This window comes from Klebsiella sp. CN_Kp066, assembly GCF_040065135.1.
Lineage (GTDB): Bacteria > Pseudomonadota > Gammaproteobacteria > Enterobacterales > Enterobacteriaceae > Klebsiella > Klebsiella oxytoca.
The window spans coordinates 38,926-65,141 of the sequence record NZ_JBEAIU010000035.1 but is presented as its reverse complement, the minus strand read 5'-3'; the positions used below and the strand labels follow the sequence as shown (position 1 = coordinate 65,141).

Annotated in this window: 24 protein-coding genes; 13 read left to right on the top strand and 11 right to left on the bottom strand. The window is 54.0% G+C overall.

What is annotated here, in order from left to right; genetic code table 11:
- Positions 1 to 15 precede the first annotated feature (15 nt).
- Positions 16 to 834, bottom strand: a complete 819-nt coding sequence (gene cof / locus ABLV75_RS12975; RefSeq protein ID WP_004111026.1) for an HMP-PP phosphatase — start codon at positions 832 to 834, stop codon at positions 16 to 18.
- 126 nt (positions 835 to 960) lie between these two features.
- Here cof and ABLV75_RS12970 point away from each other — a divergent pair, with 126 nt between their 5' ends.
- Together ABLV75_RS12970 and queC are read left to right on the top strand one after the other, a co-directional pair.
- Positions 961 to 2,661 carry an SgrR family transcriptional regulator gene (locus ABLV75_RS12970; RefSeq protein ID WP_049095964.1) on the top strand — a complete coding sequence of 567 codons (1,701 nt, stop codon included), beginning with the start codon at positions 961 to 963 and terminating at the stop codon, positions 2,659 to 2,661.
- Between the two features lie 66 nt (positions 2,662 to 2,727).
- On the top strand, positions 2,728 to 3,423 hold the full coding sequence (queC, locus tag ABLV75_RS12965) for a 7-cyano-7-deazaguanine synthase QueC (RefSeq protein WP_004099562.1): 696 nt from the start codon (positions 2,728 to 2,730) through the stop codon (positions 3,421 to 3,423).
- A gap of 260 nt (positions 3,424 to 3,683) precedes the next feature.
- On the opposite strand, the gene ABLV75_RS12960 is transcribed toward queC, so the two are convergent.
- The 9 genes from ABLV75_RS12960 to bolA form a co-directional block, all read right to left on the bottom strand.
- Positions 3,684 to 4,088: a YbgC/FadM family acyl-CoA thioesterase gene (locus ABLV75_RS12960; RefSeq protein ID WP_004099558.1), complete on the bottom strand. Its 405-nt coding sequence runs from the start codon at positions 4,086 to 4,088 to the stop codon at positions 3,684 to 3,686.
- Between the two features lie 110 nt (positions 4,089 to 4,198).
- Positions 4,199 to 4,567 carry a helix-hairpin-helix domain-containing protein gene (locus ABLV75_RS12955; RefSeq protein ID WP_004099556.1) on the bottom strand — a complete coding sequence of 123 codons (369 nt, stop codon included), beginning with the start codon at positions 4,565 to 4,567 and terminating at the stop codon, positions 4,199 to 4,201.
- 148 nt (positions 4,568 to 4,715) lie between these two features.
- Positions 4,716 to 6,590, bottom strand: a complete 1,875-nt coding sequence (ppiD, locus tag ABLV75_RS12950; protein WP_004099553.1) for a peptidylprolyl isomerase — start codon at positions 6,588 to 6,590, stop codon at positions 4,716 to 4,718.
- A gap of 213 nt (positions 6,591 to 6,803) precedes the next feature.
- Positions 6,804 to 7,076, bottom strand: coding sequence for a nucleoid-associated protein HU-beta (gene hupB / locus ABLV75_RS12945; protein WP_002444653.1), 273 nt, complete (start codon positions 7,074 to 7,076; stop codon positions 6,804 to 6,806).
- A 208-nt stretch (positions 7,077 to 7,284) separates the two neighbouring features.
- Positions 7,285 to 9,639: an endopeptidase La gene (lon, locus tag ABLV75_RS12940; protein WP_004099539.1), complete on the bottom strand. Its 2,355-nt coding sequence runs from the start codon at positions 9,637 to 9,639 to the stop codon at positions 7,285 to 7,287.
- A 183-nt stretch (positions 9,640 to 9,822) separates the two neighbouring features.
- Entirely contained in the window at positions 9,823 to 11,097 is a 1,275-nt protein-coding gene (gene clpX / locus ABLV75_RS12935) for an ATP-dependent protease ATP-binding subunit ClpX (RefSeq protein ID WP_004099538.1), read from the bottom strand.
- 132 nt (positions 11,098 to 11,229) lie between these two features.
- Entirely contained in the window at positions 11,230 to 11,853 is a 624-nt protein-coding gene (clpP, locus tag ABLV75_RS12930; protein WP_003021624.1) for an ATP-dependent Clp endopeptidase proteolytic subunit ClpP, read from the bottom strand.
- A 315-nt stretch (positions 11,854 to 12,168) separates the two neighbouring features.
- The gene (tig, locus tag ABLV75_RS12925) at positions 12,169 to 13,467 is read right to left on the bottom strand and encodes a trigger factor (protein WP_004099537.1); all 1,299 of its coding nucleotides are present in this window, start codon (positions 13,465 to 13,467) and stop codon (positions 12,169 to 12,171) included.
- Between the two features lie 347 nt (positions 13,468 to 13,814).
- On the bottom strand, positions 13,815 to 14,132 hold the full coding sequence (gene bolA / locus ABLV75_RS12920; protein ID WP_004133447.1) for a transcriptional regulator BolA: 318 nt from the start codon (positions 14,130 to 14,132) through the stop codon (positions 13,815 to 13,817).
- A gap of 305 nt (positions 14,133 to 14,437) precedes the next feature.
- On the opposite strand from bolA, the gene ABLV75_RS12915 reads away from it, so the two are divergent.
- The 8 genes from ABLV75_RS12915 (at position 14,438) to ABLV75_RS12880 (ending at position 22,421) form a co-directional block, all read left to right on the top strand.
- Complete coding sequence (locus ABLV75_RS12915; RefSeq protein ID WP_004099533.1) at positions 14,438 to 15,016, top strand: lipoprotein; 579 nt, start codon at positions 14,438 to 14,440, stop codon at positions 15,014 to 15,016.
- Between the two features lie 45 nt (positions 15,017 to 15,061).
- Positions 15,062 to 16,537 carry a muropeptide MFS transporter AmpG gene (gene ampG / locus ABLV75_RS12910; protein WP_004099531.1) on the top strand — a complete coding sequence of 492 codons (1,476 nt, stop codon included), beginning with the start codon at positions 15,062 to 15,064 and terminating at the stop codon, positions 16,535 to 16,537.
- A gap of 480 nt (positions 16,538 to 17,017) precedes the next feature.
- A complete protein-coding gene (gene cyoA, locus ABLV75_RS12905) occupies positions 17,018 to 17,965 on the top strand; it encodes a cytochrome o ubiquinol oxidase subunit II (RefSeq protein ID WP_004099529.1) in 948 nt (315 codons plus the stop codon).
- A 19-nt stretch (positions 17,966 to 17,984) separates the two neighbouring features.
- Entirely contained in the window at positions 17,985 to 19,976 is a 1,992-nt protein-coding gene (cyoB, locus tag ABLV75_RS12900) for a cytochrome o ubiquinol oxidase subunit I (RefSeq protein ID WP_004099527.1), read from the top strand.
- Positions 19,966 to 20,577 (top strand): cytochrome o ubiquinol oxidase subunit III, encoded by a 612-nt coding sequence (locus ABLV75_RS12895; RefSeq protein WP_004099525.1) that lies wholly within the window; start codon positions 19,966 to 19,968, stop codon positions 20,575 to 20,577. The genes cyoB and ABLV75_RS12895 overlap by 11 nt, the downstream gene beginning before the upstream one ends.
- A complete protein-coding gene (locus ABLV75_RS12890; RefSeq protein ID WP_004099523.1) occupies positions 20,577 to 20,906 on the top strand; it encodes a cytochrome o ubiquinol oxidase subunit IV in 330 nt (109 codons plus the stop codon). The genes ABLV75_RS12895 and ABLV75_RS12890 overlap by 1 nt, the downstream gene beginning before the upstream one ends.
- 11 nt (positions 20,907 to 20,917) lie before the next feature.
- Positions 20,918 to 21,805 (top strand): heme o synthase, encoded by an 888-nt coding sequence (cyoE, locus tag ABLV75_RS12885; protein ID WP_004099521.1) that lies wholly within the window; start codon positions 20,918 to 20,920, stop codon positions 21,803 to 21,805.
- Positions 21,806 to 22,088: 283 nt separating this feature from the next.
- Entirely contained in the window at positions 22,089 to 22,421 is a 333-nt protein-coding gene (locus ABLV75_RS12880) for a hypothetical protein (protein ID WP_004099519.1), read from the top strand.
- A gap of 53 nt (positions 22,422 to 22,474) precedes the next feature.
- On the opposite strand, the gene ABLV75_RS12875 is transcribed toward ABLV75_RS12880, so the two are convergent.
- On the bottom strand, positions 22,475 to 23,233 hold the full coding sequence (locus ABLV75_RS12875) for an IclR family transcriptional regulator C-terminal domain-containing protein (protein WP_004099518.1): 759 nt from the start codon (positions 23,231 to 23,233) through the stop codon (positions 22,475 to 22,477).
- A 153-nt stretch (positions 23,234 to 23,386) separates the two neighbouring features.
- On the opposite strand from ABLV75_RS12875, the gene ABLV75_RS12870 reads away from it, so the two are divergent.
- The 3 genes from ABLV75_RS12870 to ABLV75_RS12860 are packed head-to-tail and all read left to right on the top strand — an operon-like array spanning position 23,387 to position 26,215.
- Complete coding sequence (locus tag ABLV75_RS12870; protein ID WP_004099516.1) at positions 23,387 to 24,208, top strand: shikimate 5-dehydrogenase; 822 nt, start codon at positions 23,387 to 23,389, stop codon at positions 24,206 to 24,208.
- Entirely contained in the window at positions 24,205 to 25,905 is a 1,701-nt protein-coding gene (locus ABLV75_RS12865) for an FAD-dependent oxidoreductase (RefSeq protein WP_004099514.1), read from the top strand. Before ABLV75_RS12870 ends, ABLV75_RS12865 begins: the two co-directional genes overlap by 4 nt.
- A complete protein-coding gene (locus ABLV75_RS12860; protein ID WP_004099512.1) occupies positions 25,895 to 26,215 on the top strand; it encodes an NIPSNAP family protein in 321 nt (106 codons plus the stop codon). The genes ABLV75_RS12865 and ABLV75_RS12860 overlap by 11 nt, the downstream gene beginning before the upstream one ends.
- Position 26,216: the final 1 nt, after the last annotated feature.

Sequence of the window (26,216 nt, the reverse complement as noted above, 5' to 3'; positions counted from 1 at the left end):
GCTGGCAGGGTCTCTTTATTCGGGGGAATAAGGAAGATCAGGATAATCCAGCCAATGAGTCAAAAAATGGGAAACGGCCTGATGACGGCAGTCGCCAATAACCGGTAGATGCGGAAGTTCAAATTTCAGCTGATCCATCGCGTTGCCCATGATCACGCCGTGCCCGACGCTGCCAAGCATTTCCCGATCGTTCATGGCGTCGCCGAACGCCATGCAATCCTGCAACGTCAGGCCCAGATGCTGGCTTAATACCGCCAGCGCCGCGCCTTTGTTACAGCCCCCGGGCAAAACTTCCAGACAATCCATCGCTGAAAAACAGAGATCCGCTCGGCCGCCGAGCGCTTCACTTAGTTGCAGCCTTAGCCGCCGGAGATCGTCATGATCGCCGCAGAAGCAGATTTTGGTGACCTGATGCGCCGGCATTCGCTTTGGATCGTATAGCTGATAGCGAAAGCCGCTAAAGACGTGCGCTTGCAGAATTTCTGGAATCTCCTGCCCGGTATACCAGCCGCCGTCGTTGAAAAAATGCATACTCGCCGCGGTATCCCAGGCGCTATGCAGCACCTCTTCCGCCACATCAGGGGCCAGATCGCGACGATACAGCTCTTCACCTTCCAGGGAGTGAATGCGCGTCCCGTTGCCGGTAATTAAAAACGCATCCAGAGAGAACTCGCCGATAACGTGGCGCATCTCCAGAGCATGACGGCCGGTAGCAAATGTCAGAGTGATGTCGCGATCGCGCAGGCGTTTTAGCGTCGAAAGCGTTTTTTCTCCCAGACGATGGTCAGGCATCAGTAGCGTACCGTCCATATCGAATGCAGCCAGTCTGGCCATGTCCTGTTCCCCCTATCGTGGTGGATTTTGCTTGTGTTGCAGTATTGCCTGAGATATACGGAAGTAATAGTGAATAGATAAATTTTATTGTTCCGGGTTTATCATCTACCGCAGGACTAAACAGCGATGAGGCTATTAAACCGTCTGCATCAGTATCAGCGACTCTGGCTACCCTCTTCCGGCGAGCCGCAGCAGGTGACCGTCGGCGAGCTGGCCGAGCGCTGCTTTTGCAGCGAACGACATATCCGAACCCTGCTGCGCCAGGCGCAAGAATCCGGCTGGCTAAGCTGGAAGGCCAGCTCCGGTCGCGGAAAGCGCGGGCTACTCCAGTTTTACAAAGCGCCGGAAACGCTGCGCAATGAAATGATGGAGCAGGCGCTAAGTAAAGGACAGCAGCAGAACGCCCTCGAACTGGCCCAGCTGGCGCCTGTAGAGCTTAAAGCGCTGCTTTCCCCCTTTCTCGGCGGCCAATGGCAGAACGATACGCCTACCCTGCGTATTCCTTATTACCGTCCGCTGGAGCCGCTGCGCCCGGGTTTTATGCCGGGACGCGCGGAGCAGCACCTGGCAGGGGAGATATTTTCCGGCCTGACCCGTTTCGATGCGCAAAGTACCTGCCCGATAGGCGATTTAGCCCATCACTGGGAGGTGTCGCCTGACGGTCTGCGCTGGCACTTTTATATTCGTTCCACCCTGTTCTGGCATAACGGCGATCCGATAAAAACCTCACAGCTGCAGCAGCGGCTTTTGATGCTGTTGCAGCTCCCCGCGATGCGTACGCTGTTCGCCAGTATCAGCGAGATTAGCGTCACCCACTCCCAGTGTCTGACTATCACCCTGCACCGCGCCGATTACTGGCTGCCGTTCCGCCTTGCCAGCTACTGCAGCGTGCTGGCGCATCCGGACGATCCGGCGATCGGCAGCGGGCCATTTCGCCTGAAGCTGTTTACTCAGGAACTGGTGCGGCTGGAAAACCATCAGCGTTATCATCTCACCCATCCGCTGCTGCAGGCCGTTGAATTCTGGATCACGCCGCAGCTGTTCGAACAGGATCTGGGCACCAGCTGTCGTCATCCGGTACAGATAACTATTGGCGACCCTGATGAGCTGACCAGACTGCGCCAGGTCAGCAATAGCATCAGTCTTGGATTTTGCTATCTGACGCTACGCCAGAGCCCCCGCCTGAATAAAGCGCAGGCCCAAAGACTGGTTTCGCTGATTCATCGCTCCGGTCTGTTAGAAACGCTGCCGCTGGATGAAGACCTGATCGCGCCGAGCAACGAAGTATTGCCGGGATGGACTATTCCGCAGTGGCCAGAAAATGGTGATACACCGCTGCCCGAACGGCTAACTCTGCTCTATCACCTTCCCGTAGAGCTACACGCCATGGCGGAGCGCCTTCGGCAACGGCTGGCAGAACTCGGCTGCGAGCTGACGATAATTTTTCATGACGCGAAAAACTGGGATGGTTGCCAGCAGTTTGCGAAGGCGGACCTGATGATGGGCGATCGCCTGATTGGCGAAGCGCCGGTTTATGCGCTGGAGCAGTGGCTACGCTGCGATGCCCTGTGGCCTAATTTGTTGACCGGGGCGCAATATGCGCATCTTCAGGCAACGCTGGATGCCGTTCAGGTATTACCGGACGAACGCAGCCGCAGCGAAGCTTTGCGCAACGTCTTTAACACACTGATGGACGATGCCATCATGACGCCGCTGTTTAATTATAATTATCGCATCAGCGCACCGCCTGGCGTCAACGGGCTGCGCCTGAACGCGCGAGGCTGGTTTGATTTCGCCAGCGCCTGGCTACCGGCTTCGACGCCGTGACGGGGCTGGTGGTCATCTTCATCAGGCGCTACCATATGCGCTTCACTTCGATTGTCAGGAATTACCATGAAACGCGCCGTAGTTGTCTTCAGTGGAGGACAAGATTCGACGACCTGCCTGGTGCAGGCTCTGCAACAGTATGATGAAGTGCATTGCGTCACTTTTGATTATGGCCAACGTCATCGCGCGGAGATTGACGTTGCTCGCGAACTGGCGCTAAAGCTGGGCGCCGTTGCCCACAAAGTCCTTGATGTCACGCTGCTTAACGAACTGGCGGTCAGCAGCCTGACCCGCGATAGCATTCCGGTTCCGGATTATGAACCGGACGCCAGCGGCATCCCCAACACTTTCGTGCCCGGTCGCAACATTCTGTTCTTAACCCTGACGGCCATTTACGCGTATCAGGTTAAAGCGGAAGCTATCATCACCGGCGTTTGCGAGACCGACTTTTCGGGCTACCCGGACTGCCGCGATGAGTTCGTCAAAGCGCTGCACCAGGCCGTCAGTCTGGGAATGGCGAAAGATATTCGCTTTGAGACGCCGCTGATGTGGCTGAATAAAGCCGAGACGTGGGCCCTGGCCGATTATTGGGGCCAGCTGGACCTGGTACGCCATGAAACCCTGACTTGCTATAACGGCATTAAAGGCGACGGCTGCGGGCAGTGCGCCTCCTGTAACCTCCGCGCCAACGGGCTGCGCCAGTATCTGGGCGATAAGGTTGGGGTGATGACTGACATGAAGCAGAAAACAGGACTGCAGTAGCCGGTTATTTCCCGGCGGCGTGGCGGGATCGCAGGCGGCTCACGATGCATAGCCTGGTCTGATACGCAGCAGCGCCTTCGGGGATAGTTCTACCCCTTTCTGTGCGCTTGCTCCCGGGGGCGGCGCGATGCGCCTGCCCGGGCTACCGGATCGCAGGCTGCTGAGGACGCGTAGCCCGCGTTACCAGATCGCAGGTGGTTGTGGAGAAGTAGCCCGGACAGGTGCGCAGCACCGCCTCCGGGACAGACTCCTACAGTTGCCTACCGGGAAGGCTCCAGTTGCTCCAGCTTTTCGCGCAGTTCGCCCTCAAGCGGCAGCGCTTTCTGCGTTTTTAGATCAATGCAGACAAAAGTGATAAGCGCATCGGCGACCACCTCGCCGTTAGGGTTAAGGGTAACCACCTGGCTTAAGGTCCCGCTTTTTCCGTTCAGCTTTTCCAGCTTACTGGTAACGGTGAGAACGTCGCCTAACACCGCGGGCCGACGATAGTTGATGTTTATATTCACCACCACAAAGGCGATGTTGCGAGCGGTCATCCAGTGAAAGGCCGGGCTGCTTTCCAGGCCATCCCAGCGCGCCTCTTCGAGAAACTCCAGATACCGCGCGTTATTGACATGCTGATAGACGTCGAGATGATAGCCGCGAACTTTGATTTGTGTCTGCATAGCGCAAATGCCTTATCTTTAATTGTTGTTTTGAGGTCAGAGGTCACACCACTGGTGTGACCTCTTCAGTCTGGCAAATAATAACGACTGTGCAAACTTGTGAAGAAAATTTACAGCTTCAAATGTGACAGATTTCTCTCTACCAGCGAATTGCCCATCCCCGGCACCTGCTTAAGATCGTCAACGGTTTTAAATGGCCCATATTCTTCACGATAGCTGACAATAGCCTGCGCCTTCTTCAGGCCAACGCCGTTCAGCCCCTTCGCCAGTTCTTCGGCGCTGGCGTTATTGATACTCACCCTGGTACCTTCGCTATCGGGCGCGTTCAACGCATCAGGTGCCTTTGCCTGCGGCGTCTGCACGCTCTCCTTTGTTGCCGGCGACGTCTTCCCGCTGGAAGGCGCGGCAAAAGCGCCCTGACTTCCCGCTGCGCAAACCAGTACGGCGACGGTAAGAAGCGTTTTCAATCCTCGTTTCATGCTGTTATCTCCTTGTTTGTAGACAGCAAGGTCACGATAGCGATGAGGGAAAAAGAGTACAAAAGGCAAAATGCAGAAATGGAAAAGGCCGCGAAAGCGGCCTTTGATAATTGCATCACGTTACTTGCTTTTGCGAAGCAGCACGTAATTATTGTTGCTGATCGATAATGTCGCCGAGCTTAATTTTCGCCGCTTTACGCAGGTTACTCATCAGCGCTTCGAAGGCGATCTGTGCGTTATTCTGGGTGATGCCCTGAATCATCGCCTTTTTCTGCTCTTCCGGCATCGTACCCGCTTTCACTTCATCCAGCGCCAGCAGTACTACATTACCCTGCATGTCCGTGCCCACGCCGTAGCTGGGCTTACCCGCCTGCGGCAGCGGTAGCGCAAAGACAGACTGGATCAACGCTTCCTGACCGGTACGCGACAGCGTCTGCGGCGCTCCGAAGCTCAGGCCCGCCGCTTTCATCGCTTCATCGCCTTTACCCTCTTTCAGGGCCGTCAGCAGCTTATCGGCATCCAGCTTCGCCTGCTGCTCCGCTTTGTTGTGCTTAACAATATCGCTCACCTGCGCTTTCACCTCCGCCAGCGGTTTGACCGCTTCCGGTTTATGCTCGCTGATGCGCAGAACAAACGCGCGATCGCCGTCGACGGTGATGATATCGGAGTTGCTGCCCGGCGTACCGTTTTCGCCAACCAGACCGCCGTTGAAGATAGCGTCAGAAACCGGTTTGAAATTCAGCTCCTGCGGCAGGTTATCGCGACCAAACCAGCCGGTTTCAACCACTTTCAGACCGGCAACCTGAGCCGCGCCAGCCAGGGATTCGTTATCGTTGCTCGCCGCGTCGCTGACTTTTTGCTGCAGCGCATAGTAAGCATCCAGAGCTTTCTCCTGCTTCACTTTAGCCGCGATATCATCGCGAACGTCAGCCAGCGGTTTTACCTGAGCGGGCTGAACGTCATCCAGACGCGCCACCAGGAAACCGACGGAAGATTTAATTACGCCTGAAAGCTGGCCTTTTTCTTTTAGACCGGCCTCTTTCAGCTCCGGCACGGTAGCCGCGTCTTCCAGCCAGCCCATATCACCACCGTTGCGGGCAGAGATAATATCGGTTGATTTTTCTTTGGCCAGCGCGGCGAAATCAGCGCCTTTTTTCAGCTCATCAAGCACCGCCTGAGCATCCGCTTCGGTTTTGGTCTGGATGATGCTGTAGCGATTACGCTGCGGCTGAGTGAACTGATCCTGATGCTGGTCGTACCATGACTGAATTTCCTGGTCAGAGACGTTTTCCTGCATGCTCGCAGCATCCATCTTGATGAAGCTGACGCGGAACTGCTCAGGCGCCATAAAACGCGCCTGGTTCTGCTGGTAAAACGCGTTGATTTCATCGTCGGTGGCGGTTTGCTTCGCCGCCAGCGCGTTTACGTCAATCGTCGCTTCACGGACGACGCGCTGTTGCGACACCAGCGCCGCCAGCTGGTCGGATTCGCCCGGCAGCATAAAATCGGTACCGGCAACGGCGTTAATCAGTTGCTGAGTCGTCAGCTGATTACGTAATGCCTGAGCGTACTGGTCCGTCGTCATCCCCATTTGATTAACGATACGGCTGAAGCGCTCGTTATCAAATTTGCCATCCGCCTGGAAAGCCTGGGTCTTGAAGATAGCCTGCTTGACCTGGTCGTCGCTGATATTAAGGCCCAGTTCACGGGCGTACTGATCGAGCAGCGCCTCGTCAATCAGACGGTTCAACACCTGCTGACGCATGGTCTTCATGTAATTTTCATTGGCCGCCAGTTCAGAAAACTGATCGCCAAGCTGCTGCTGCATGCGGTTACGCTCGCTGGCAACGGCATTTTCAAACTGTGCGCGACCAATCTCCTGGTCATTAACTTTTGCGGCATAGTTGTTTCCACCGCCAATCAGGTAACCACTCACCCCGGTCAAAATGAACGAGACGATAATGATACCGAAAATAATCTTGAGCACGACGCTGTTGGCGGCCGTGCGTAGGTTGTCCATCATGGTGTAACAACGCTCCGCTGTAGATGACTTTTGCTCGCGCAGCATAGCATGTGATGGCCGCCGCGCGTGAGGACGTATTTTGACAAGAAAACGGGGTGATTGTCAGCCCACAAGTGCGTATAAAGTCACATTAAGTCTCATTCTGGCAAATAAAAAAGGCACATCTTGCGATGCGCCCTTGTACTTCGTCACAGACCCCAGTGGGGAAGTCGATCAGTTTACCGCGTCTTTCAGCGCTTTACCTGCACGGAAACCCGGTACTTTAGCAGCAGCGATGGTGATTTCTTTGCCTGTTTGCGGATTGCGACCGGTACGGGCAGCGCGCTCTTTAACAGCAAAAGTACCAAACCCTACCAGCGCAACGTCATCCCCAGCCTGCAGAGATTCAGTAACAGAAGCGATTAAAGCATCTAACGCACGTCCAGCTGCGGCTTTAGAAATGTCCGCACCGGCAGCAATTTTGTCAATCAGTTGAGATTTATTCACTGTTCTCTTCCTCTCTTTATAATTTATATCGCACCAGAATCCTTCGTGGCGCGACCGCGCAGCAGTTATATCAGGACTGTCATGCCCTTACAACAGAGTTGTAATTGACCCCCCTGCCAGCGATCTAAGTTAGCTACACAAAAAAAGGCTGGCAAGTACGAATTTACTTACCAGCCCTATTTTTCTTAGCGCTATTTGCGCGAAATCACTATTTTGCCGTGACGACTTCCATACCAAACGGCTCGTTCTGCAGTGCAAGTGCCAGAACTTCCTCGATTCGTTTCACCGGATGGATATCTAAATCGGCGATAACGTTATCTGGAATTTCTTCAAGGTCACGTTTATTTTCATCAGGAATCAGAACAGTCTTAATGCCGCCACGGTGTGCAGCCAACAGTTTTTCCTTCAGACCACCGATTGGCAACACCTGACCGCGGAGGGTGATTTCCCCGGTCATCGCCACATCGGCGCGCACCGGATTACCCGTCAGGCAGGAAACCAGTGCGGTACACATCGCAATACCGGCGCTTGGGCCATCTTTCGGCGTTGCGCCTTCCGGTACGTGCACGTGGATATCGCGTTTTTCATAAAAGTCTGAGTTAATACCCAGCTTATCCGCACGCGAACGCACCACGGTCAGCGCAGCCTGGATAGATTCCTGCATAACCTCACCCAGTGAACCGGTATAGGTCAGCTTGCCTTTACCCGGAACGCAGGCGGTTTCAATGGTCAGCAGATCGCCGCCCACTTCCGTCCACGCCAGGCCAGTCACCTGACCCACGCGATTTTCACTATCCGCACGGCCATAGTCGTAGCGCTGCACGCCCAGGAAGTCATGCAGGTTGTCGCCGTTAATCTCAATATGCTTCAGCGACTTATCCAGCAACAGCTGTTTGACCGCTTTACGACACAGTTTCGAGATTTCGCGCTCCAGACCACGCACGCCCGCTTCACGAGTGTAGTAACGGATAATGCCGATAATCGCGCTGTCATCAACCGTCAGCTCGCCTTTTTTGAGCGCATTACGCTCTATCTGTTTTGACAGCAAATGGCGTTTGGCGATGTTCAGCTTCTCATCTTCGGTGTAGCCGGAGAGGCGAATCACTTCCATACGATCCAGCAGCGGCGCCGGAATATTCATGGAGTTAGAGGTCGCGACGAACATCACGTCGCTGAGATCGTAATCCACTTCCAGATAGTGGTCGTTGAAAGCCACGTTCTGTTCCGGATCCAACACCTCCAGCAGCGCCGATGCCGGATCGCCCCGCATGTCCGAAGACATTTTGTCGATCTCATCCAGTAAGAACAGCGGGTTTTTAACGCCCACTTTGGCCATTTTCTGGATCAGTTTGCCCGGCATTGAGCCAATGTAGGTACGGCGGTGACCGCGGATTTCCGCTTCGTCACGCACGCCGCCCAGCGCCATACGCACGTACTTACGTCCGGTTGCTTTGGCGATAGATTGACCCAGCGAGGTTTTACCAACCCCCGGAGGCCCAACCAGGCACAGGATTGGCCCTTTGAGCTTGTTAACACGGCTCTGCACCGCGAGGTACTCAAGGATGCGATCCTTCACGCGCTCCAGACCGTAGTGATCGGTGTCGAGGATCTCCTGAGCCTGACGCAGGTCTTTTTTAACCTTGCTGCGGGCGTTCCATGGTACCTGCACCATCCAGTCAATGTAGCCGCGAACGACGGTTGCTTCCGCCGACATCGGGGACATCATTTTCAGTTTTTGCAGTTCCGCTTCGGTTTTCTCTTTTGCCTCTTTCGGCATTTTCGCCGCGTCGATCTTACGCTTCAGCGCTTCGTTCTCGTCAGGGGCGTCGTCCATCTCGCCGAGCTCTTTTTGAATGGCTTTCATTTGCTCATTCAGGTAGTACTCGCGCTGAGATTTCTCCATCTGCTTTTTCACGCGGTTGCGAATGCGCTTCTCAACCTGCAGCAGATCGATTTCTGACTCCATCATCGCCATCAGATATTCCAGACGTTCGTTAACGTCGGACATCTCCAGCACGGACTGTTTGTCCGCCAGCTTCAGCGGCATATGGGCTGCGATGGTATCCGCAAGGCGCGCCGGATCGTCGATGCTATTCAGCGACGTCAGCACTTCCGGTGGGATTTTCTTGTTCAGCTTGATGTAGCCTTCAAACTGGCTGATAGCGGTACGAACCAGCACTTCCTGCTCGCGTTCGTCAATCGCCGGCGATTCGAGATATTCAGCTTTCGCCGAAAAATGCTCGCCGTTATCAGATAGCGCAGAGATGCGCGCGCGCTGCAAACCTTCGACCAGCACTTTGACAGTACCGTCCGGTAGCTTCAGCATTTGCAAAATAGACGCCACGGTCCCGACGGTGAAAAGATCGTTTACACCCGGCTCATCCGTCGAGGCTTCTTTCTGCGCAACCAGCATGATTTTTTTATCATGATCCATGGCTGCTTCGAGACAACGGATAGATTTTTCCCGCCCTACAAACAGGGGTATGACCATGTGCGGATAAACCACCACATCGCGCAACGGCAATACGGGGATTTCAATGCGTTCAGAACGCTCAGGATTCATAGAGCTCTCTCTTAGTTTAAAGTCCGCCAGGTAGCCGACGACGCAACTCAACGACGCGTCGCCGTTAATATGTAAACCAGTATATGGGGATGTATTCCATACATTCAACGGCGGGAATGCAGGAAAAATAAAAGGGGAGATAAAATCCCCCCTTTTTGTTAACTGCTTGAGCAAATTGGTTAATTATTCACCAGATGCCTGCTGCGCTTCCGGTTTGCCGTAAATCAGCAGCGGCTTGCTCTGACCATCGATAACCGAGGCGTCGATGACCACTTTTTCCACATCTTCCATTGACGGAAGATCGTACATGGTATCGAGCAGCGCAGCTTCAACGATAGAACGCAGGCCGCGAGCGCCGGTTTTACGCGCCATCGCTTTCTTAGCGATAGCATCCAGCGCTTCGTCGCGGAACTCCAGCTCAGCGCCTTCGAGGCTGAACAGCGCCTGATACTGCTTGGTCAGGGCGTTTTTCGGCTCTTTGAGGATCTGAATCAGCGCTTCTTCGCTCAGCTCGCTCAGGGTCGCCACCACCGGCAGACGCCCGATGAACTCAGGAATCAGACCAAACTTAATCAGATCTTCCGGTTCAACCTGAGACAACAGCTCGCCTTCGCTGGCCTTGTCGGATTTAGCCTTAACCGTCGCGCCGAAACCGATACCAGAACCGGTTTCAACACGGTGAGAAATGACCTTATCCAGTCCTGCAAAGGCGCCGCCGCAGATGAACAGGATCTTAGAGGTATCAACCTGCAGGAACTCCTGCTGCGGATGCTTACGCCCGCCCTGCGGCGGAACCGCGGCAACGGTGCCTTCAATAAGCTTCAACAGCGCTTGCTGCACGCCTTCGCCGGAGACATCGCGGGTGATCGACGGGTTATCCGATTTACGGGAAATTTTGTCGATTTCATCAATGTAGACGATACCGCGCTGGGCTTTCTGTACGTCGTAGTCGCACTTCTGCAGCAGCTTCTGGATGATGTTTTCAACGTCTTCACCCACGTAACCGGCTTCGGTCAGAGTGGTGGCATCCGCCATGGTGAAAGGCACATCCAGCAGGCGCGCCAGCGTTTCCGCCAGCAGCGTTTTACCGGAACCGGTCGGTCCGATCAGCAGAATGTTGCTTTTACCCAACTCTACGCCGTTGCTGGTGTCGCCATTGCGCAGACGTTTGTAGTGATTGTATACCGCCACCGCCAGCACTTTTTTCGCCGGCTCCTGGCCGATAACGTAATCGTCCAGATGGTGGCGAATTTCGTGCGGAGTCGGCAGCGCGCTGCGCTCGCGATGCGGCGCGACTTCTTTAATTTCTTCGCGAATGATGTCGTTACATAAATCAACGCATTCGTCGCAGATATACACGGATGGCCCGGCGATTAGCTTACGCACTTCATGCTGGCTTTTGCCGCAAAAAGAGCAGTACAACAGTTTGCCCGAACCATCTTTGCGTTTATCTGTCATGAGTCCAAACCTCTTATTAAGTTCTTTGTGCCGCACACGACGACGCAAATGCCATTCTCAGGCGCAAACCGCTATGAAGCGTTGTGCCGCCCTCTTACAACCAAGTATAGCGGCACCCTTGCGCCAGGGGCATCAATTACGATGAGTCAAAATGGAGTCGACGAGGCCGTATTCCACTGCTTCTGAGGCAGACAGGAAGCGATCGCGCTCGGTGTCACGCTCGATCTGCTCAAGAGATTGACCCGTATGATGTGCCATCAGTTCATTCATGCGACCTTTCACCTTCAGGATTTCGCGGGCGTGGATTTCGATATCCGTCGCCTGGCCCTGGTAGCCGCCCAGCGGCTGGTGAATCATCACGCGTGAGTTCGGCAGGCAGAAACGCTTGCCTTTCGCCCCGGCGGTGAGCAGGAATGCGCCCATAGAGGCCGCCTGGCCCATACAAATGGTGCTCACGTCTGGTTTAATGAACTGCATGGTGTCATAGATAGACATCCCGGCGGTAATCACGCCGCCCGGAGAGTTAATGTACAGATAGATATCTTTTTCCGGGTTTTCCGCTTCCAGAAACAGCATCTGCGCCACGATCAGGTTAGCCATGTGATCTTCTACCTGGCCGGTCAGAAAAATGACGCGCTCCTTGAGCAGACGGGAGTAAATATCAAATGAACGTTCGCCGCGTGAGGTCTGTTCAATGACCATCGGCACCAGGGCCATATGGGGTGCAAAGTTGTCTCGTTCGCCACTGTATGACATTTCCGTCTCCTGGATTAATTTGAAAAAAACCGCTGCACTGATTGTAACCTTACGGACGGATTATCAGCCAGAATTTCTGCTGTCGGGCAGAAGTGCATAGATGCACGCTTCATTACGGCGCATGATTATGCCAATGCAGTTACGTCTCCCGGTTATGGGGATGACGTCGCCATAATTCAAGCATAACAATCTTTTGCCGTAACGCTATCACTGAAATCGCCTTTTCGCACTCATCCTAAGGCTATCATTGCAATAAAAAAACCCGCAGCCTTTCGGCAACGGGTTTTTACTCAAACCTTAAACCTGGAGGCGAAATTACGCCTGCTGGTTCATCAGTTCGCTGAAGGAAGTGGCTTTTTCAGACACTTTAGCTTTCGCCAGCACGGCTTCAACGGCCTGCTCTTCCAGCGCAACGTTGCGCATGTTGTCCATCAGCTCTTTGTTCTTGCTGTAGAACTCGACCACTTCTTTCGGATCTTCGTAAGCGGAAGCCATCTCTTCGATCAGACCTTTTACGCGATCTTCGTCAGCTTTCAGCTCGTTGGTACGAATCACTTCGCCCAGCAGCAGACCAACAACAACGCGGCGTTTAGCCTGCTCTTCGAACAGCTCACGCGGCAGTTCCAGAGCCTGTTTCTCGTTACCGCCAAAACGCTGAGCAGCCTGACGACGCAGAACGTCGATTTCGCTGTCGATCAGTGCAGCCGGTACGTCGATATCGTTAGCTTTTACCAGGCCTTCGATAGCCTGAGACTTAACGCGATTACGCACGGCGCCTTTCAGCTCGCGCTCCATGTTTTTACGCACTTCAGCGCGCAGACCGGCTACGGAACCATCTTCAACGCCAAAACGTTTGATGAACTCTTCAGTCAGTTCTGGCAGTTCACGTTCTTCAACTTTTTTCAGGTTGATAACGAACTTCGCCGCTTTACCTTTCAGGTTTTCAGCGTGGTACTCTTCCGGGAAGGTCACGTCGATGGTGAACTCTTCGCCAGCTTTGTGGCCTTTGATACCCTCTTCAAAACCCGGGATCATGCGGCCCTGGCCCATCGCCAGGACGAAGTCAGAGGCTTTGCCGCCTTCGAACTCTTCGCCGTCAACGGAACCAGTGAAGTCAACGGTAACGCGGTCTTCAGCATCAACTGCGCCGTCTTTTTCTTTCCAGTTAGCCTGCTGCTTGCGCAGAGTATCCAGCATGGTATCAACATCGGCGTCGGTCACTTCAACAACCGGTTTTTCAACTTCGATCGCTTCCAGACCCTGCAGCTCAACTTCCGGATAAACTTCGAACTCTACCGCGTAGGTGAAATCTTCACCCAGCTTGTATTCGCCCGGAACATAGTTCGGCGCGCCGGCCGGATTAATTTTTTCTTTGATGATCGCGTCAACGAAGTTGCGGCTCATCAGATCACCCAGCACGTCCTGGCGAACAGATGCGCCATAACGCTGAGCAACAACATTCATCGGCACTTTGCCTTTACGGAAGCCGTCAATGCGAACTTTTTTCGCTACGTTGACCAGCTCGCTTTTGACAGCATTCTCGATGCTGTCAGCGGCGATAGTAATCGTTACACGGCGCCCAAGGCCCTGAGTGGTTTCAACTGAAACTTGCATCTTGTTACCTCAAAAAAATCACAGTGCTCGGTCAACTCTGGAAGCGCGAACTGGTTGCTTCGCAGAACCGGGATGCCCTCTTCAAATCAGAAACACATTCCCTGTCGTCAGAATCATCCCGAAGACATTCATAATAAAAGACGCGGCATTATAGCGGCATCACTTTTGTGAGTCGAGAACGGTTGTCGCCCACTGCTGCGGCTTTTTTCACATTTCCCGAGCAAATTTGCCTGCCAAAATGCGCGCATCGCACAATTTTCAGGCAAAACAAAACGGCCCGCAGGCCGTTTTCTCATAAATCTCCACGCAACATACTGGAAAAGCTCCAGCGGTTGCAAATGTGATTTCTACGCGATACTTCCAGCTCCGCGACAAGGAGGAGAAGCAAAGACGGTATCCTGTAGCCCTTCCCACTCTTTGATTGTGTAGGTATGCAACGCCAGAGCGTGCACGGTGCTTGATAGTTCCTCAGTCAACGTTCCGTAAATCATACGGTGACGATTAAGAAAACGCTCGCCAAGGAAGCGATCGCTTACCAACACCACTTTAAAATGACTTTCAGAGCCCGCAGGAACGTTGTGGCGATAGCTTTCATCCACGACTTCAAGATACACCGGGTCGAACGCTGCCCTAAGTTTTGCTTCGATCTGTTCACGTATCATCATGAATTTTCTCCTCCGACAACGCTGTATTGCCGCCATTCCCTTTAAATGTTAGCCGCTTTTACCGCTTCCATTGGGCGAAAACAACAAAAAATTAGCATTCCTCTGATATTTTGCGGCAAAAGTATCAGGTTTACTGATTCTGTCTCGCTGAAGCCCCGTCCGGATGGCGATAACCGATATGGCAAGGCCAGAAAACGCACAAGACGATGAATTTACATGCGTTGCCACTTCCCCTTGCCGTTGGCGATGTTATGATGGCGGGAATTTTCCTCATTACCACTCCACCATGCGTTGAGACCCTGAACATGTTTAAGAAAATTCTCTTTCCTTTGGTCGCGCTGTTTATGCTGGCCGGATGCGCCACTCCGCCGACCACTATTGAGGTATCGCCGAAAATCACGCTGCCGCAGCAGGATCCGAGCCTGATGGGCGTGACCGTCAGCATTAACGGCGCCGATCAGCGTCCGGATCAGGCGCTGGCGAAAGTCACCCGTGATAATCAGCAGGTTACGCTAACCGCCTCCCGCGACCTGCGTTTCTTGCTGCAGGAAGTGCTCGAGAAGCAGATGACCTCGCGTGGCTACATGATTGGTCCAAACGGCGCGGTTGACCTGCAAATCATCGTCAACAAACTGTACGCCGACGTTTCTCAAGGCAACGTACGCTACAACATTGCGACCAAAGCGGATATTGCGATTATCGCGACCGCCGCCAACGGCAATAAGATGACGAAAAACTACCGTGCCAGCTACTCTGTTGAAGGCGCCTTCCAGGCCTCGAACAAAAATATTGCCGATGCGGTTAATAGCGTCATGACCGACACCATCTCCGACATGGCGCAGGACACCAGCATTCACGATTTCATCAAGCAAAACGCGCGTTAATTTGAGTTGCAGACCCGGCCTCGCGTCGGGTCTGCACGATATGCTATGTCCAATCATTATTTACGCATTTTCACGCAGCCAAAATCAGCTATCCTGCTGATTCTCGGTTTCGCCTCTGGATTACCGCTAGCCCTGACCTCCGGCACGCTACAGGCGTGGATGACCGTTGAAAACATCGATCTCAAAACCATCGGTTTTTTCTCGCTCGTCGGGCAGGCCTACGTCTTTAAATTCCTCTGGTCGCCGGTAATGGACCGCTATACGCCGCCGTTTCTTGGTCGTCGACGCGGCTGGCTGCTGGCGACCCAGATCCTGCTACTTATTGCCATTGCGGCGATGGGATTCCTTGAACCTTCCACGCAACTACGCTGGATGGCGGCGCTGGCGGTCGTTATCGCCTTTTGCTCCGCCTCGCAGGATATCGTGTTTGACGCGTGGAAGACCGACGTGCTGGCCGCTGAAGAGCGAGGCACCGGGGCGGCAATCAGCGTGCTGGGCTATCGTCTGGGGATGCTGGTTTCCGGCGGGCTGGCGCTATGGCTGGCCGATCGCTGGCTGGGATGGCAGGGAATGTACTGGCTGATGGCCGCACTGCTAATCCCCTGCATTATTGCTACTCTGCTGGCCCCGGAACCCAGCGACGTCATTCCGGTGCCGAAGACGCTGGAGCAGGCCGTCGCCGCACCGCTGCGCGACTTCTTCGGCCGCAATAATGCCTGGCTTATTCTCTTGCTTATCGTCCTTTATAAGCTTGGCGACGCGTTTGCCATGAGTCTGACCACCACCTTCCTGATTCGCGGCGTCGGTTTTGATGCGGGCGAAGTGGGCATGGTCAATAAAACGCTCGGCCTGTTCGCCACGATTGTCGGTGCGCTTTATGGCGGCGTGCTTATGCAGCGCCTGACGCTTTTCCGCGCGCTGCTGATTTTCGGCCTGCTGCAGGGGGTATCCAACGCCGGGTATTGGCTGCTCTCAATTACCGATAAACACCTTTTCTCCATGGCGACGGCGGTGTTTTTCGAAAACCTGTGCGGCGGAATGGGCACAGCGGCATTCGTTGCGCTGCTGATGACGCTGTGCAATAAGTCATTTTCAGCCACCCAGTTCGCTTTGCTCTCAGCGCTCTCCGCTGTTGGGCGCGTATATGTGGGGCCTATCGCCGGCTGGTTTGTCGAAGCTCACGGATGGCCTGCTTTCTATCTCTTTTCCGTTGTTGCTGCGGTTCCGGGGATTTTGCTGCTGTTAATTTGTCGCCGTACGCTTGAACATACTCAACGTTCGGAGAGCTTTATGCCGCGCACGCTTTTTCCTCAGGCATACGGGCTGGCATTAGTTATTCTGGCGATTGGCTGCCTGATGCTGGCGATATGGCTACTGCTGCTGGTCCTCAACGCGCTGGATTACACCACCTTTTCCTTCCTCGCGGGCCTGCTTGAGGTTGCCGTTCTTACCGCCGTTGCGGGTATTTTGCTCGGCGCGTTCCTTGACTACCTCGCATTGCGCAAAACCGAGTTGATTTAAATCAGCGCAAGAACGTAAATGGACGTTGTAATTACTAAACGTAATTATAACGTCTTATTAACGATTTTATATTCAATGTACCTGATTTGTTGTTTTGTGCGTTTTAGATTTCTGGAAATTATTGACAATTTTTATGCGAATCTATAAATAATTTAACCGATTCAGCTCAGCTGGTTTTATTTTCGGCTTTTATGATGTCTTTAATTTGATAATTAATTGTTAATTATTTGTGTTGTTTTGCGGGTGGTTATGCTCATTCTCTTATAAACCCTTTCATTCTTATCCCTTTCGTTATCAATCCCGCGTAAATCAAGGTTTGCAAGCTATAATGTCACACTCCGTAACATATGTGACAAGGCAAGCAGAAGCCGCTAACATAGAACAGACACAGCTCCAACTATGTTTACAGTAATGCAACCTTCCCGTAAAATGCCCGTACACTTTAAGCGCCACCAGATTCCGTGGAATTGAGGTCGTTCAATGAGACTTAGGAAATACAATAAAAGTTTGGGATGGATGTCATTAATCGCAGGCACTGTATTACTCAGTGGTTGTGATTCTGCACTCCTCGACCCAAAAGGACAGATTGGACTGGAGCAACGCTCTCTGATTCTGACGGCCTTTGGCCTGATGATGATCGTCGTTATTCCAGCCGTCTTGATGGCAGTAGGATTTGCCTGGAAGTATCGTGCGAGCAATAAAGATGCGAAGTATAGCCCGAACTGGTCACACTCCAACAAAGTTGAAGCTGTGGTCTGGACGGTTCCTATTCTGATCATCCTGTTCCTGGCCGTTCTGACCTGGAAAACAACTCACGCATTAGAGCCGAGCAAACCGCTTGCTCACGATGAAAAACCTATCACCATCGAAGTCGTTTCGATGGACTGGAAATGGTTCTTCATCTATCCGGAACAAGGCATTGCTACCGTCAACGAAATCGCCTTCCCGGCGAACGTACCGGTACACTTCAAAGTGACCTCCAACTCCGTGATGAACTCGTTCTTTATCCCACGTTTAGGTAGCCAGATTTACGCAATGGCCGGGATGCAGACTCAGCTGCACCTCATCGCGAACGAACCTGGTACTTACGACGGTATCTCCGCCAGCTATAGCGGCCCGGGCTTCTCAGGAATGAAGTTCAAAGCTATCGCCACGCCGGATCGTGCAACCTTCGATCAGTGGGTAGCGAAAGCCAAACAGTCTGCGAACGCTATGGACTCCATGGAAACGTTCGACAAACTGGCTGCGCCTAGCGAATACAACAAAGTGGAATACTTCTCTAACGTGAAACCTGATTTGTTTAAAGATGTGGTGAACAAATTTATGTCTCACGGTAAGAGCATGGATATGACCCAACCCGAGGGCGAGCATGCAGCGCACGAAGGAATGGAAGGCATGGACATGAGCCACGCGGAAACCGCTCACTAAGGGGCCGAGGAAGAAAACGATGTTCGGAAAACTTACACTGGATGCAGTGCCCTACCATGAACCCATTATTGTGGTTACGGTGGCTGCAATTATCATTGGGGGGCTGGCGCTTCTGGCTGCCATCACTTACTTCGGTAAGTGGTCCTACCTTTGGAACGAGTGGCTGACTTCGGTTGACCACAAACGTCTCGGTATCATGTACGTTATCGTAGCAATCGTCATGTTGCTGCGTGGCTTTGCTGACGCCGTTATGATGCGTAGCCAGCAGGTGCTGGCCTCGGCCGGGGAAGCAGGCTTCCTGCCGCCTCATCACTACGATCAGATCTTTACCGCCCACGGCGTTATCATGATCTTCTTCGTAGCGATGCCGTTTGTTATCGGTCTGATGAACCTGGTGGTTCCGCTTCAGCTCGGTGCGCGCGACGTTGCCTTCCCATTCCTTAACAACCTGAGCTTCTGGTTCACCGTTGTGGGCGTGATTCTGGTTAACCTTTCTCTGGGCGTCGGTGAATTCGCGCAGACCGGTTGGCTGGCCTATCCGCCGCTATCGGGAATCGAGTACAGTCCAGGCGTCGGGGTCGATTACTGGATCTGGGCTCTCCAGCTATCCGGTATTGGTACAACGTTAACTGGTATTAACTTCTTTGTTACGATTATCAAGATGCGTGCCCCTGGCATGACCATGTTCAAGATGCCGGTATTTAGCTGGGCATCTCTGTGCGCCAACATCCTGATTATTGCCTCTTTCCCAATTCTGACCGTCACCGTCGCGCTGCTGACCCTGGACCGCTACCTGGGCACCCATTTCTTTACCAACGATATGGGTGGCAACATGATGATGTACATCAACCTGATTTGGGCCTGGGGTCACCCGGAAGTGTACATTCTGGTTCTGCCGGTATTCGGGGTCTTCTCCGAAATCGCCGCAACCTTCTCGCGTAAGCGTCTGTTTGGCTACACCTCGCTGGTATGGGCAACAGTATGTATTACCGTTCTGTCGTTCATCGTTTGGCTGCACCACTTCTTTACTATGGGTGCGGGCGCGAACGTAAACGCCTTCTTCGGTATTACGACCATGATCATCGCTATCCCGACCGGGGTTAAGATCTTCAACTGGCTGTTCACCATGTACCAGGGCCGCATCGTCTTCAACTCAGCAATGCTGTGGACGATTGGCTTTATCGTTACCTTCTCCGTAGGCGGTATGACCGGCGTTCTGCTGGCGGTACCGGGCGCAGACTTCGTGCTGCACAACAGCCTGTTCCTGATCGCGCACTTCCATAACGTCATCATCGGTGGCGTGGTGTTCGGTTGTTTCGCAGGTCTGACCTACTGGTGGCCGAAGGCCTTTGGCTTCACGCTGAACGAAACCTGGGGCAAACGCGCTTTCTGGTTCTGGATCATCGGTTTCTTCGTGGCGTTTATGCCGCTGTACGTGCTGGGTTTCATGGGTATGACCCGTCGCCTGAGCCAGCAGATTGACCCGCAGTTCCATCCGATGCTGGTTGTTGCAGCCTGCGGTGCGGCGCTGATCGCCTGCGGTATCCTCTGCCAGCTGATTCAGTTCTACGTGTCTATCCGCGATCGCGAGCAGAACCGCGACCTCACCGGTGACCCATGGGGCGGCCGTACGCTGGAGTGGGCAACCTCTTCTCCTCCGCCGTTCTACAACTTCGCTATTGTTCCTGTCGTTCACGAGCGTGACGCGTTCTGGGAAATGAAAGAAAAAGGCGAAGCGTATAAGAAACCGGCTGGCTATGAAGAGATTCATATGCCGAAAAACAGCGGCGCGGGCATTGTCATTGCAGCTTTCGCAACGTTGTTTGGTTTCGCAATGATCTGGCATATCTGGTGGCTGGCGATTGCAAGCTTCGTCGGCATCCTGGCGACCTGGATCATTAAGAGCTTTGACGAGGACGTGGATTACTACGTGCCGGTTGCAGTAGTCGAAAAACTGGAAAATCAGCATTTCGATGAGATTAACAAAGCAGGGCTGAAAAATGGCAACTGATACTCTTGCGCATAACGCCCACGCGCACGAACACGGGCACCATGATACAGGACCGATGAAGGTATTCGGTTTCTGGATCTACCTGATGAGCGACTGCATTATCTTCGCCACTCTGTTCGCTACCTATGCCGTTCTGGTGAACGGCACGGCGGGCGGTCCGACCGGTAAAGATATTTTTGAACTGCCGTTCGTTCTGGTTGAAACCGCGCTGCTGCTGTTCAGCTCCATCACCTACGGCATGGCGGCTATCGCCATGTACAAAAACAACAAGAGCCAGGTCGTTTCCTGGCTCGCGCTGACCTTCCTCTTCGGGGCAGGATTCATCGCGATGGAGCTCTATGAATTCCATCATCTGATTGTTGAAGGTATGGGTCCGGATCGCAGCGGCTTCCTGTCAGCGTTCTTCGCGCTGGTCGGCACCCACGGTCTGCACGTGACTTCAGGTCTGATCTGGATGGCGGTGCTGATGGTTCAGGTTTCCCGTCGTGGGCTGACCAGCACTAACCGCACCCGTATTATGTGCCTGAGCCTGTTCTGGCACTTCCTGGACGTCGTGTGGATCTGCGTGTTCTCTGTTGTTTATCTGATGGGGGCGATGTAATGAGTCATTCTACCGATCATAGCGGCGCTTCTCACGGCAGCGTGAAGAGCTACATGACAGGATTTATTCTGTCGATCATTCTGACGGTTATCCCGTTTGCAATGGTGATGAGTGGCTCCGCATCGCATGCGGCAATTCTGGGAACCATCCTGGTTACTGCAGTTGTGCAGATTGTGGTACACCTCGTGTACTTCCTGCATATGAACAGTAAATCGGACGAAGGTTGGAACCTGACCGCATTTATCTTCACCGTAATCATCATTGCTATCGTAGTCGTTGGCTCCATCTGGATTATGTGGAACCTGAACTACAACATGATGATGCACTAAGAGCGGCGAGTATGTTTAAGCAATACCTGCAAGTAACGAAACCAGGCATCATTTTTGGCAACCTGATCTCCGTGATTGGCGGTTTCCTGCTGGCCTCCAAAGGCCACATCGACTATCCGCTATTTCTCTGGACGCTCCTCGGAGTATCCCTGGTGGTCGCCTCGGGTTGTGTTTTCAACAACTATATCGACCGTGATATCGATCGTAAGATGGAACGGACGAAAAACCGGGTGCTGGTCAAAGGGCTGATCTCGCCAGAAGCTTCGCTGGTATACGCCACCGTGCTGGGTATTGCTGGCTTCATGCTCCTGTGGTTTGGCGCTAATCCCCTGGCCTGCTGGCTGGGGGTGATGGGGTTCGTGGTTTATGTCGGCGTTTACAGCCTGTACATGAAGCGCCACTCCGTCTACGGCACGTTGATTGGTTCTCTCTCCGGCGCTGCGCCGCCGGTGATTGGCTACTGCGCGGTTACCGGTGATTTTGACAGCGGTGCCGCGATTCTGCTGGCGATTTTCAGCCTGTGGCAGATGCCCCACTCCTACGCTATCGCGATCTTCCGCTTTAAGGATTATCAGGCAGCGAATATTCCGGTTCTGCCGGTGGTGAAAGGCATTTCAGTCGCCAAAAATCATATTACCGTTTACATCATCGCCTTCACCGTGGCTACGCTGATGCTCTCTCTGGGCGGCTACGCCGGATATAAATATCTGGTTGTCGCTGCGGCCGTGAGCGTCTGGTGGCTCGGTATGGCGCTGCGCGGCTATAAAGTGGCGGATGATAAAGTCTGGGCGCGTAAGCTGTTCGTCTTTTCGATTGTCGCCATTACCGCGCTGTCGGTGATGATGTCCGTTGACTTTATGGTGCCGGATTCACATAGCCTGCTGGCAATGGCGAGATAACTCGCAGGTCAGCTATCGTTCTACAGCCTCCGTTCGTAAGATCGGGGGCTGTTTTTTTTATCTACCCTTCCTTCTAATTCACATTATTTAAAGAAACTGGCCATTCGCTTCATTTTCTAACAGGTGAATGATGTACATCATATGTATTAGATTCATTAAAAATTGATAGAAAAATAAGCATATCCCTCAGCCTGGCATCTGGTTTCTCTCTTTCCCATGGTGTTAGCCTTTCGCTCGAGCAAGTAGCTCGCAATTTACAATATGTCCAATAAGGGAATAAAAAATGAAAGAATTAAATATTTGCGAAATGGAATGCGTTTCCGGTGGTTTCAACCTCGTCGATGCTGCCACGAGCTTTACCAATTTCGTGGTCAACTCGGGAGTTGGTTTCAGCTCTTTTGTCGCGACCTCCGGCGCAGCCTTCGCTAACTTCGTGATCGATAGCACGGTACAGTTTGGCAAATTCCTCAGCGGTCAAGTGGACTGGAACGCTTTTGTCTCCGCAGGTCTGGATAACTGGAATGGCTTCGTTAATACGGCCTCTAACAGCTGGTCAACCTTCGTTAACAACGCAGGTTCCGACTGGAACAGCTTTATCGACGTCGCGAAAGCGTAATTATGCGGGCAGGCTATCAGCCTGCCCATTTCTACTCCGCGCTGCGACGCGGGTTAGCCCACCAGCATCGCCTGGGCGCTATAGAGTAAATCCAGATGATCGCGACACAGCGCCTCCAGCGAGGTTCTCGACTGATGGCTGGTTAAGCTCAGCGCCCCCCAGTAGAGCCCTTCCCTGTCGGACAGCGGCACCGCCAGCACCAGCATGCCAATTTCAAACTCCTGCTCAATCGCGGCATAGCCCTGCCGACGCACCTGAGCGATCTTTTCCATTAAAGCCGCTACGTCCGTTACCGTATAGGGCGTGCGCTGTTCGCGGCGGATCCGCTGCAAAACGGTTTCACATTCATCTTCCGCCAGCGAAGCCAGCCAGAGCCGCCCTCCGGCGGTACAGTAAATCGGCACCCTTTCTCCCAGACGCACTGAAGTCGAGTTAAACGGCGTATGCTTGCTGCGGGCGATATAAACCAGCTCATCGTCATCAATCACACCTACCGAAGCATGCTCTTCCGTTCGGCTGGCGATGTACTCCACGATCGGTCGCACCATCCGCGGAAACTGCGCCGAATCCACATACGCCTGCCCCAGCCTTAACGCTTTGGGCGTCAGCCAGTAGTGACGTCCGTCGGTCTGCAGATAGCGCTCATGCAGCAGCGTGAGGAAAAAACGGCGTGCGGCGCTAGGCGTCAGACCGCTCATTTTCGCCGCCTGCGGCACCGTGAGACGTGGAAACTCTTTCGAAAATAGCTGGATCAGCGCCAACCCCTTTTGCAGGCCGACGATTAGATCGCGGGAATGAATCTGGTTTTGCATAGCTGTTCACACTTTCGCAACAATATGATCAGTTTAGCGCGATTATCGCAGTGGTGGTGCGATTAACAACCAGTATGGCCGAATTCTGCGTTGTCGCTCTCAGCTTCCGCTGAAATACTTTCACAACATTCATTTAACAAAATGAGGTTGGAAATGGTCAGTGGATTCACTCAGGTCGTCGCCGTTATCGGCCACCCGATTACCCAGGTTAAATCGCCGGAGAACTTCAACCGCTACTTCGCCGAACGACAGATGGATAGCATCATGATCCCGGTGGATATCGCTCCGCAAGCCGTTGCTGATTATCTCAATACGCTACGCGGCTGGCACAACATGAGCGGCGTGCTGGTTACCGTTCCGCATAAACAGCGTGCCGCTGCCCTGGTTGATGAGTTAACGCTGCGAGCCCGACACCTGAATGCCGTCAATGTCATCCGTAAGCTGGCCGATGGCCGTTTGCAAGGCGATATGCTGGATGGCGTCGGCTTCCAGCTTGCCGCAGAGGCGCATGGATTTAATGCCGCGGGTAAAAAAGCGCTTCTCTCCGGCTGCGGCGGCGTCGGCAGCGCAATTGCCTGGGGATTATGCGAAGCGGGCATCCTTCAGCTGGCCCTGCATGACCAGAATCCCGCTACCCTTCAGCAACTGCATAACCGACTGGCAGCCCATTTTCCCCACGTTCAGCTCCGCGACCTGCCCACTACCCTTACTGGTCTGGATTTAGTGGTGAATGGCTCTCCAGCGGGAATGACCGGTTTCGCTTCTTTACCGCTGCCGCAGGCGCTGCTGGAAACCCTTCCCGCAGCAACGCATGTCGCTGACGTGGTAACCGCGCCGATCGTCACCCCGCTTCTGGCCTTCGCCCGCGATCGCGGCTGCACTATCCAGACCGGGCCGGAGATGGCGCTGGCGCAGATGAAACTCATGGGGCAGTTCATTGGCGCCATTCCGCAGGAACAAGGAGCGGCAGCATGAAAAGCTGGGATGTCATCGTTATCGGCAGCGGCGCAGCAGGCTTTGCCGCGGCGGTGACCGCCTGCTGTAAAGGACTGTCGGTGCTGATGCTGGAAAAAGCCCCGCAGTTTGGCGGCACGTCCGCCATTTCCGGCGGCGCGGTATGGATCCACGATAGCGATCAGGCGCGAACAATGACTACAGACGATAGTCAGCAGGCAATCAAAACCTATCTGCGGACCATCATCGGCGAGCCCAACTATCGTCAGGATCTGATCGAAGCTTTTATCTCTTCGGGACGCGAGGCGCTGGCGTTTCTTGAAAAAGAGGGGGCGGTGAAATATAGCCTGCGTCCGCTTTCTCCGGATTATTACCCGGATGAACCCGGTGCCGTCGACGTCGGCCGGGCGCTGGAGGTGGTGGAGTTTGACGGGCGCAAGCTAGGCGAATATTTCCGCGATCTCCGTTCTCCTCCGCCGGGGATGCTGCTATTTGGCGGAATGATGGTTAATCGGGTCGATATCCAGCACTTTCTCGATCTGCGCCGCTCCCTGCGCTCTATCACCCACTGCGGCAAGCTGCTGCTGCGCTACGGCCGCGATCGGCTCAAATACCCTCGAGGAACACGGCTGGCGATGGGTAACGCGCTGATAGCGCGCATGGCGACGCTCGCCTTTCGCAAAGGAATGCAGCTCAGGCTCAACGTGAATGTGCTTTCGCTAAGCGAACGCAATGGCGAAATAACCGGCGTGGAAATCGAGAACGATGGGCAGCCACAGCTCCTCGAAGCCCGCTGCGGCGTGGTGCTGGCGGCGGGAGGTTTTGCCGCAGGCAAACTGGCTGAACGCTATCGCCCTGCTACTCGCGAGCACTACACCATGTCGCCCGCCGCCAACGACGGCGCCGCGCTGCGCCTTGCCGCCGCGGTCAATGCCCGCGAAGGCGCCGATCTGCCGTCTAACTTTTTCTGGGCGCCGGTCTCGGTTTTACGGCGTCCCGACGGCACGCAAGAGCGCTTCCCTCACCTGGTCACCGACCGCGCGAAACCCGGCGTCATTGCCGTTAACCAGCGAGCGGTTCGCTTCGTGAATGAATCAAATTCTTATCACCATTTCGCCAGCGCCATGCAAAGCCGGGCAGAAAACGCCCCCTGCTTCCTGATTTGTGATGCTCTGGCCATGAAGCGCTATGGCCTGGGCCTTGCGCGCCCTGCTCCGGTGAATAACGACGCGCTGGTGAAGGCGGGCTATCTGCACCAGGCCGAAACGCTGGCGGAACTGGCGCAACAGCTCGGGCTGGACCCGCAGACGTTGGCAGAAACGGTGGCACGCTATAACCGCGATGCCGCCCAGGGCCACGACCCGGAGTTCGCCAAAGGCGGCAACAGCTATAACCGCGCGATGGGCGATCCCGGCCATCGGCCAAACGCCTGTAACGCTCCGCTGACCAGCCCGCCGTTTTACGCCATTACCCTCTATACCGGCGATCTCGGCACCTCGCGCGGCCTGGTCACTACCGCCAATGCTCAGGTCATTAACCAGCAGGGGCGCCCCATTAAAGGGCTCTATGCCGTCGGTAACGATATGGATTCGATTATGGCAGGCACCTATCCCGGTCCAGGCATTACTCTCGGCCCGGCGCTCACCTTCGGCTATCTCTCAGCCAGCCATATGGCGCAACAACACGCACTCTCAACAGGAGAAAATTATGATCTATGAAAAACGTACCTACACCATTAATCCGCTGAAAATGGCCGACTGGCTGGCGTTATATAAAAGCGATGCTTACGCCGTACAAACCGAACATCTCGGCAAACTCATCGGCTTTTTCTTTACTGAAATTGGGGTGGTTAATCAAGTGGTGCATATCTGGGCCTATGAAAGCCTGGACGATCGCCTGGTGCGTCGGGCGCGCATGGCGCAGGACGAACGCTGGCTGACGTTTTCACGCAAGAACCGCGAACTGGCCGCCGTTGAGCGCCTGGAGTCGGTTCTTCTGCGCCCTACTGATTTTTCACCGCTGCAATAAG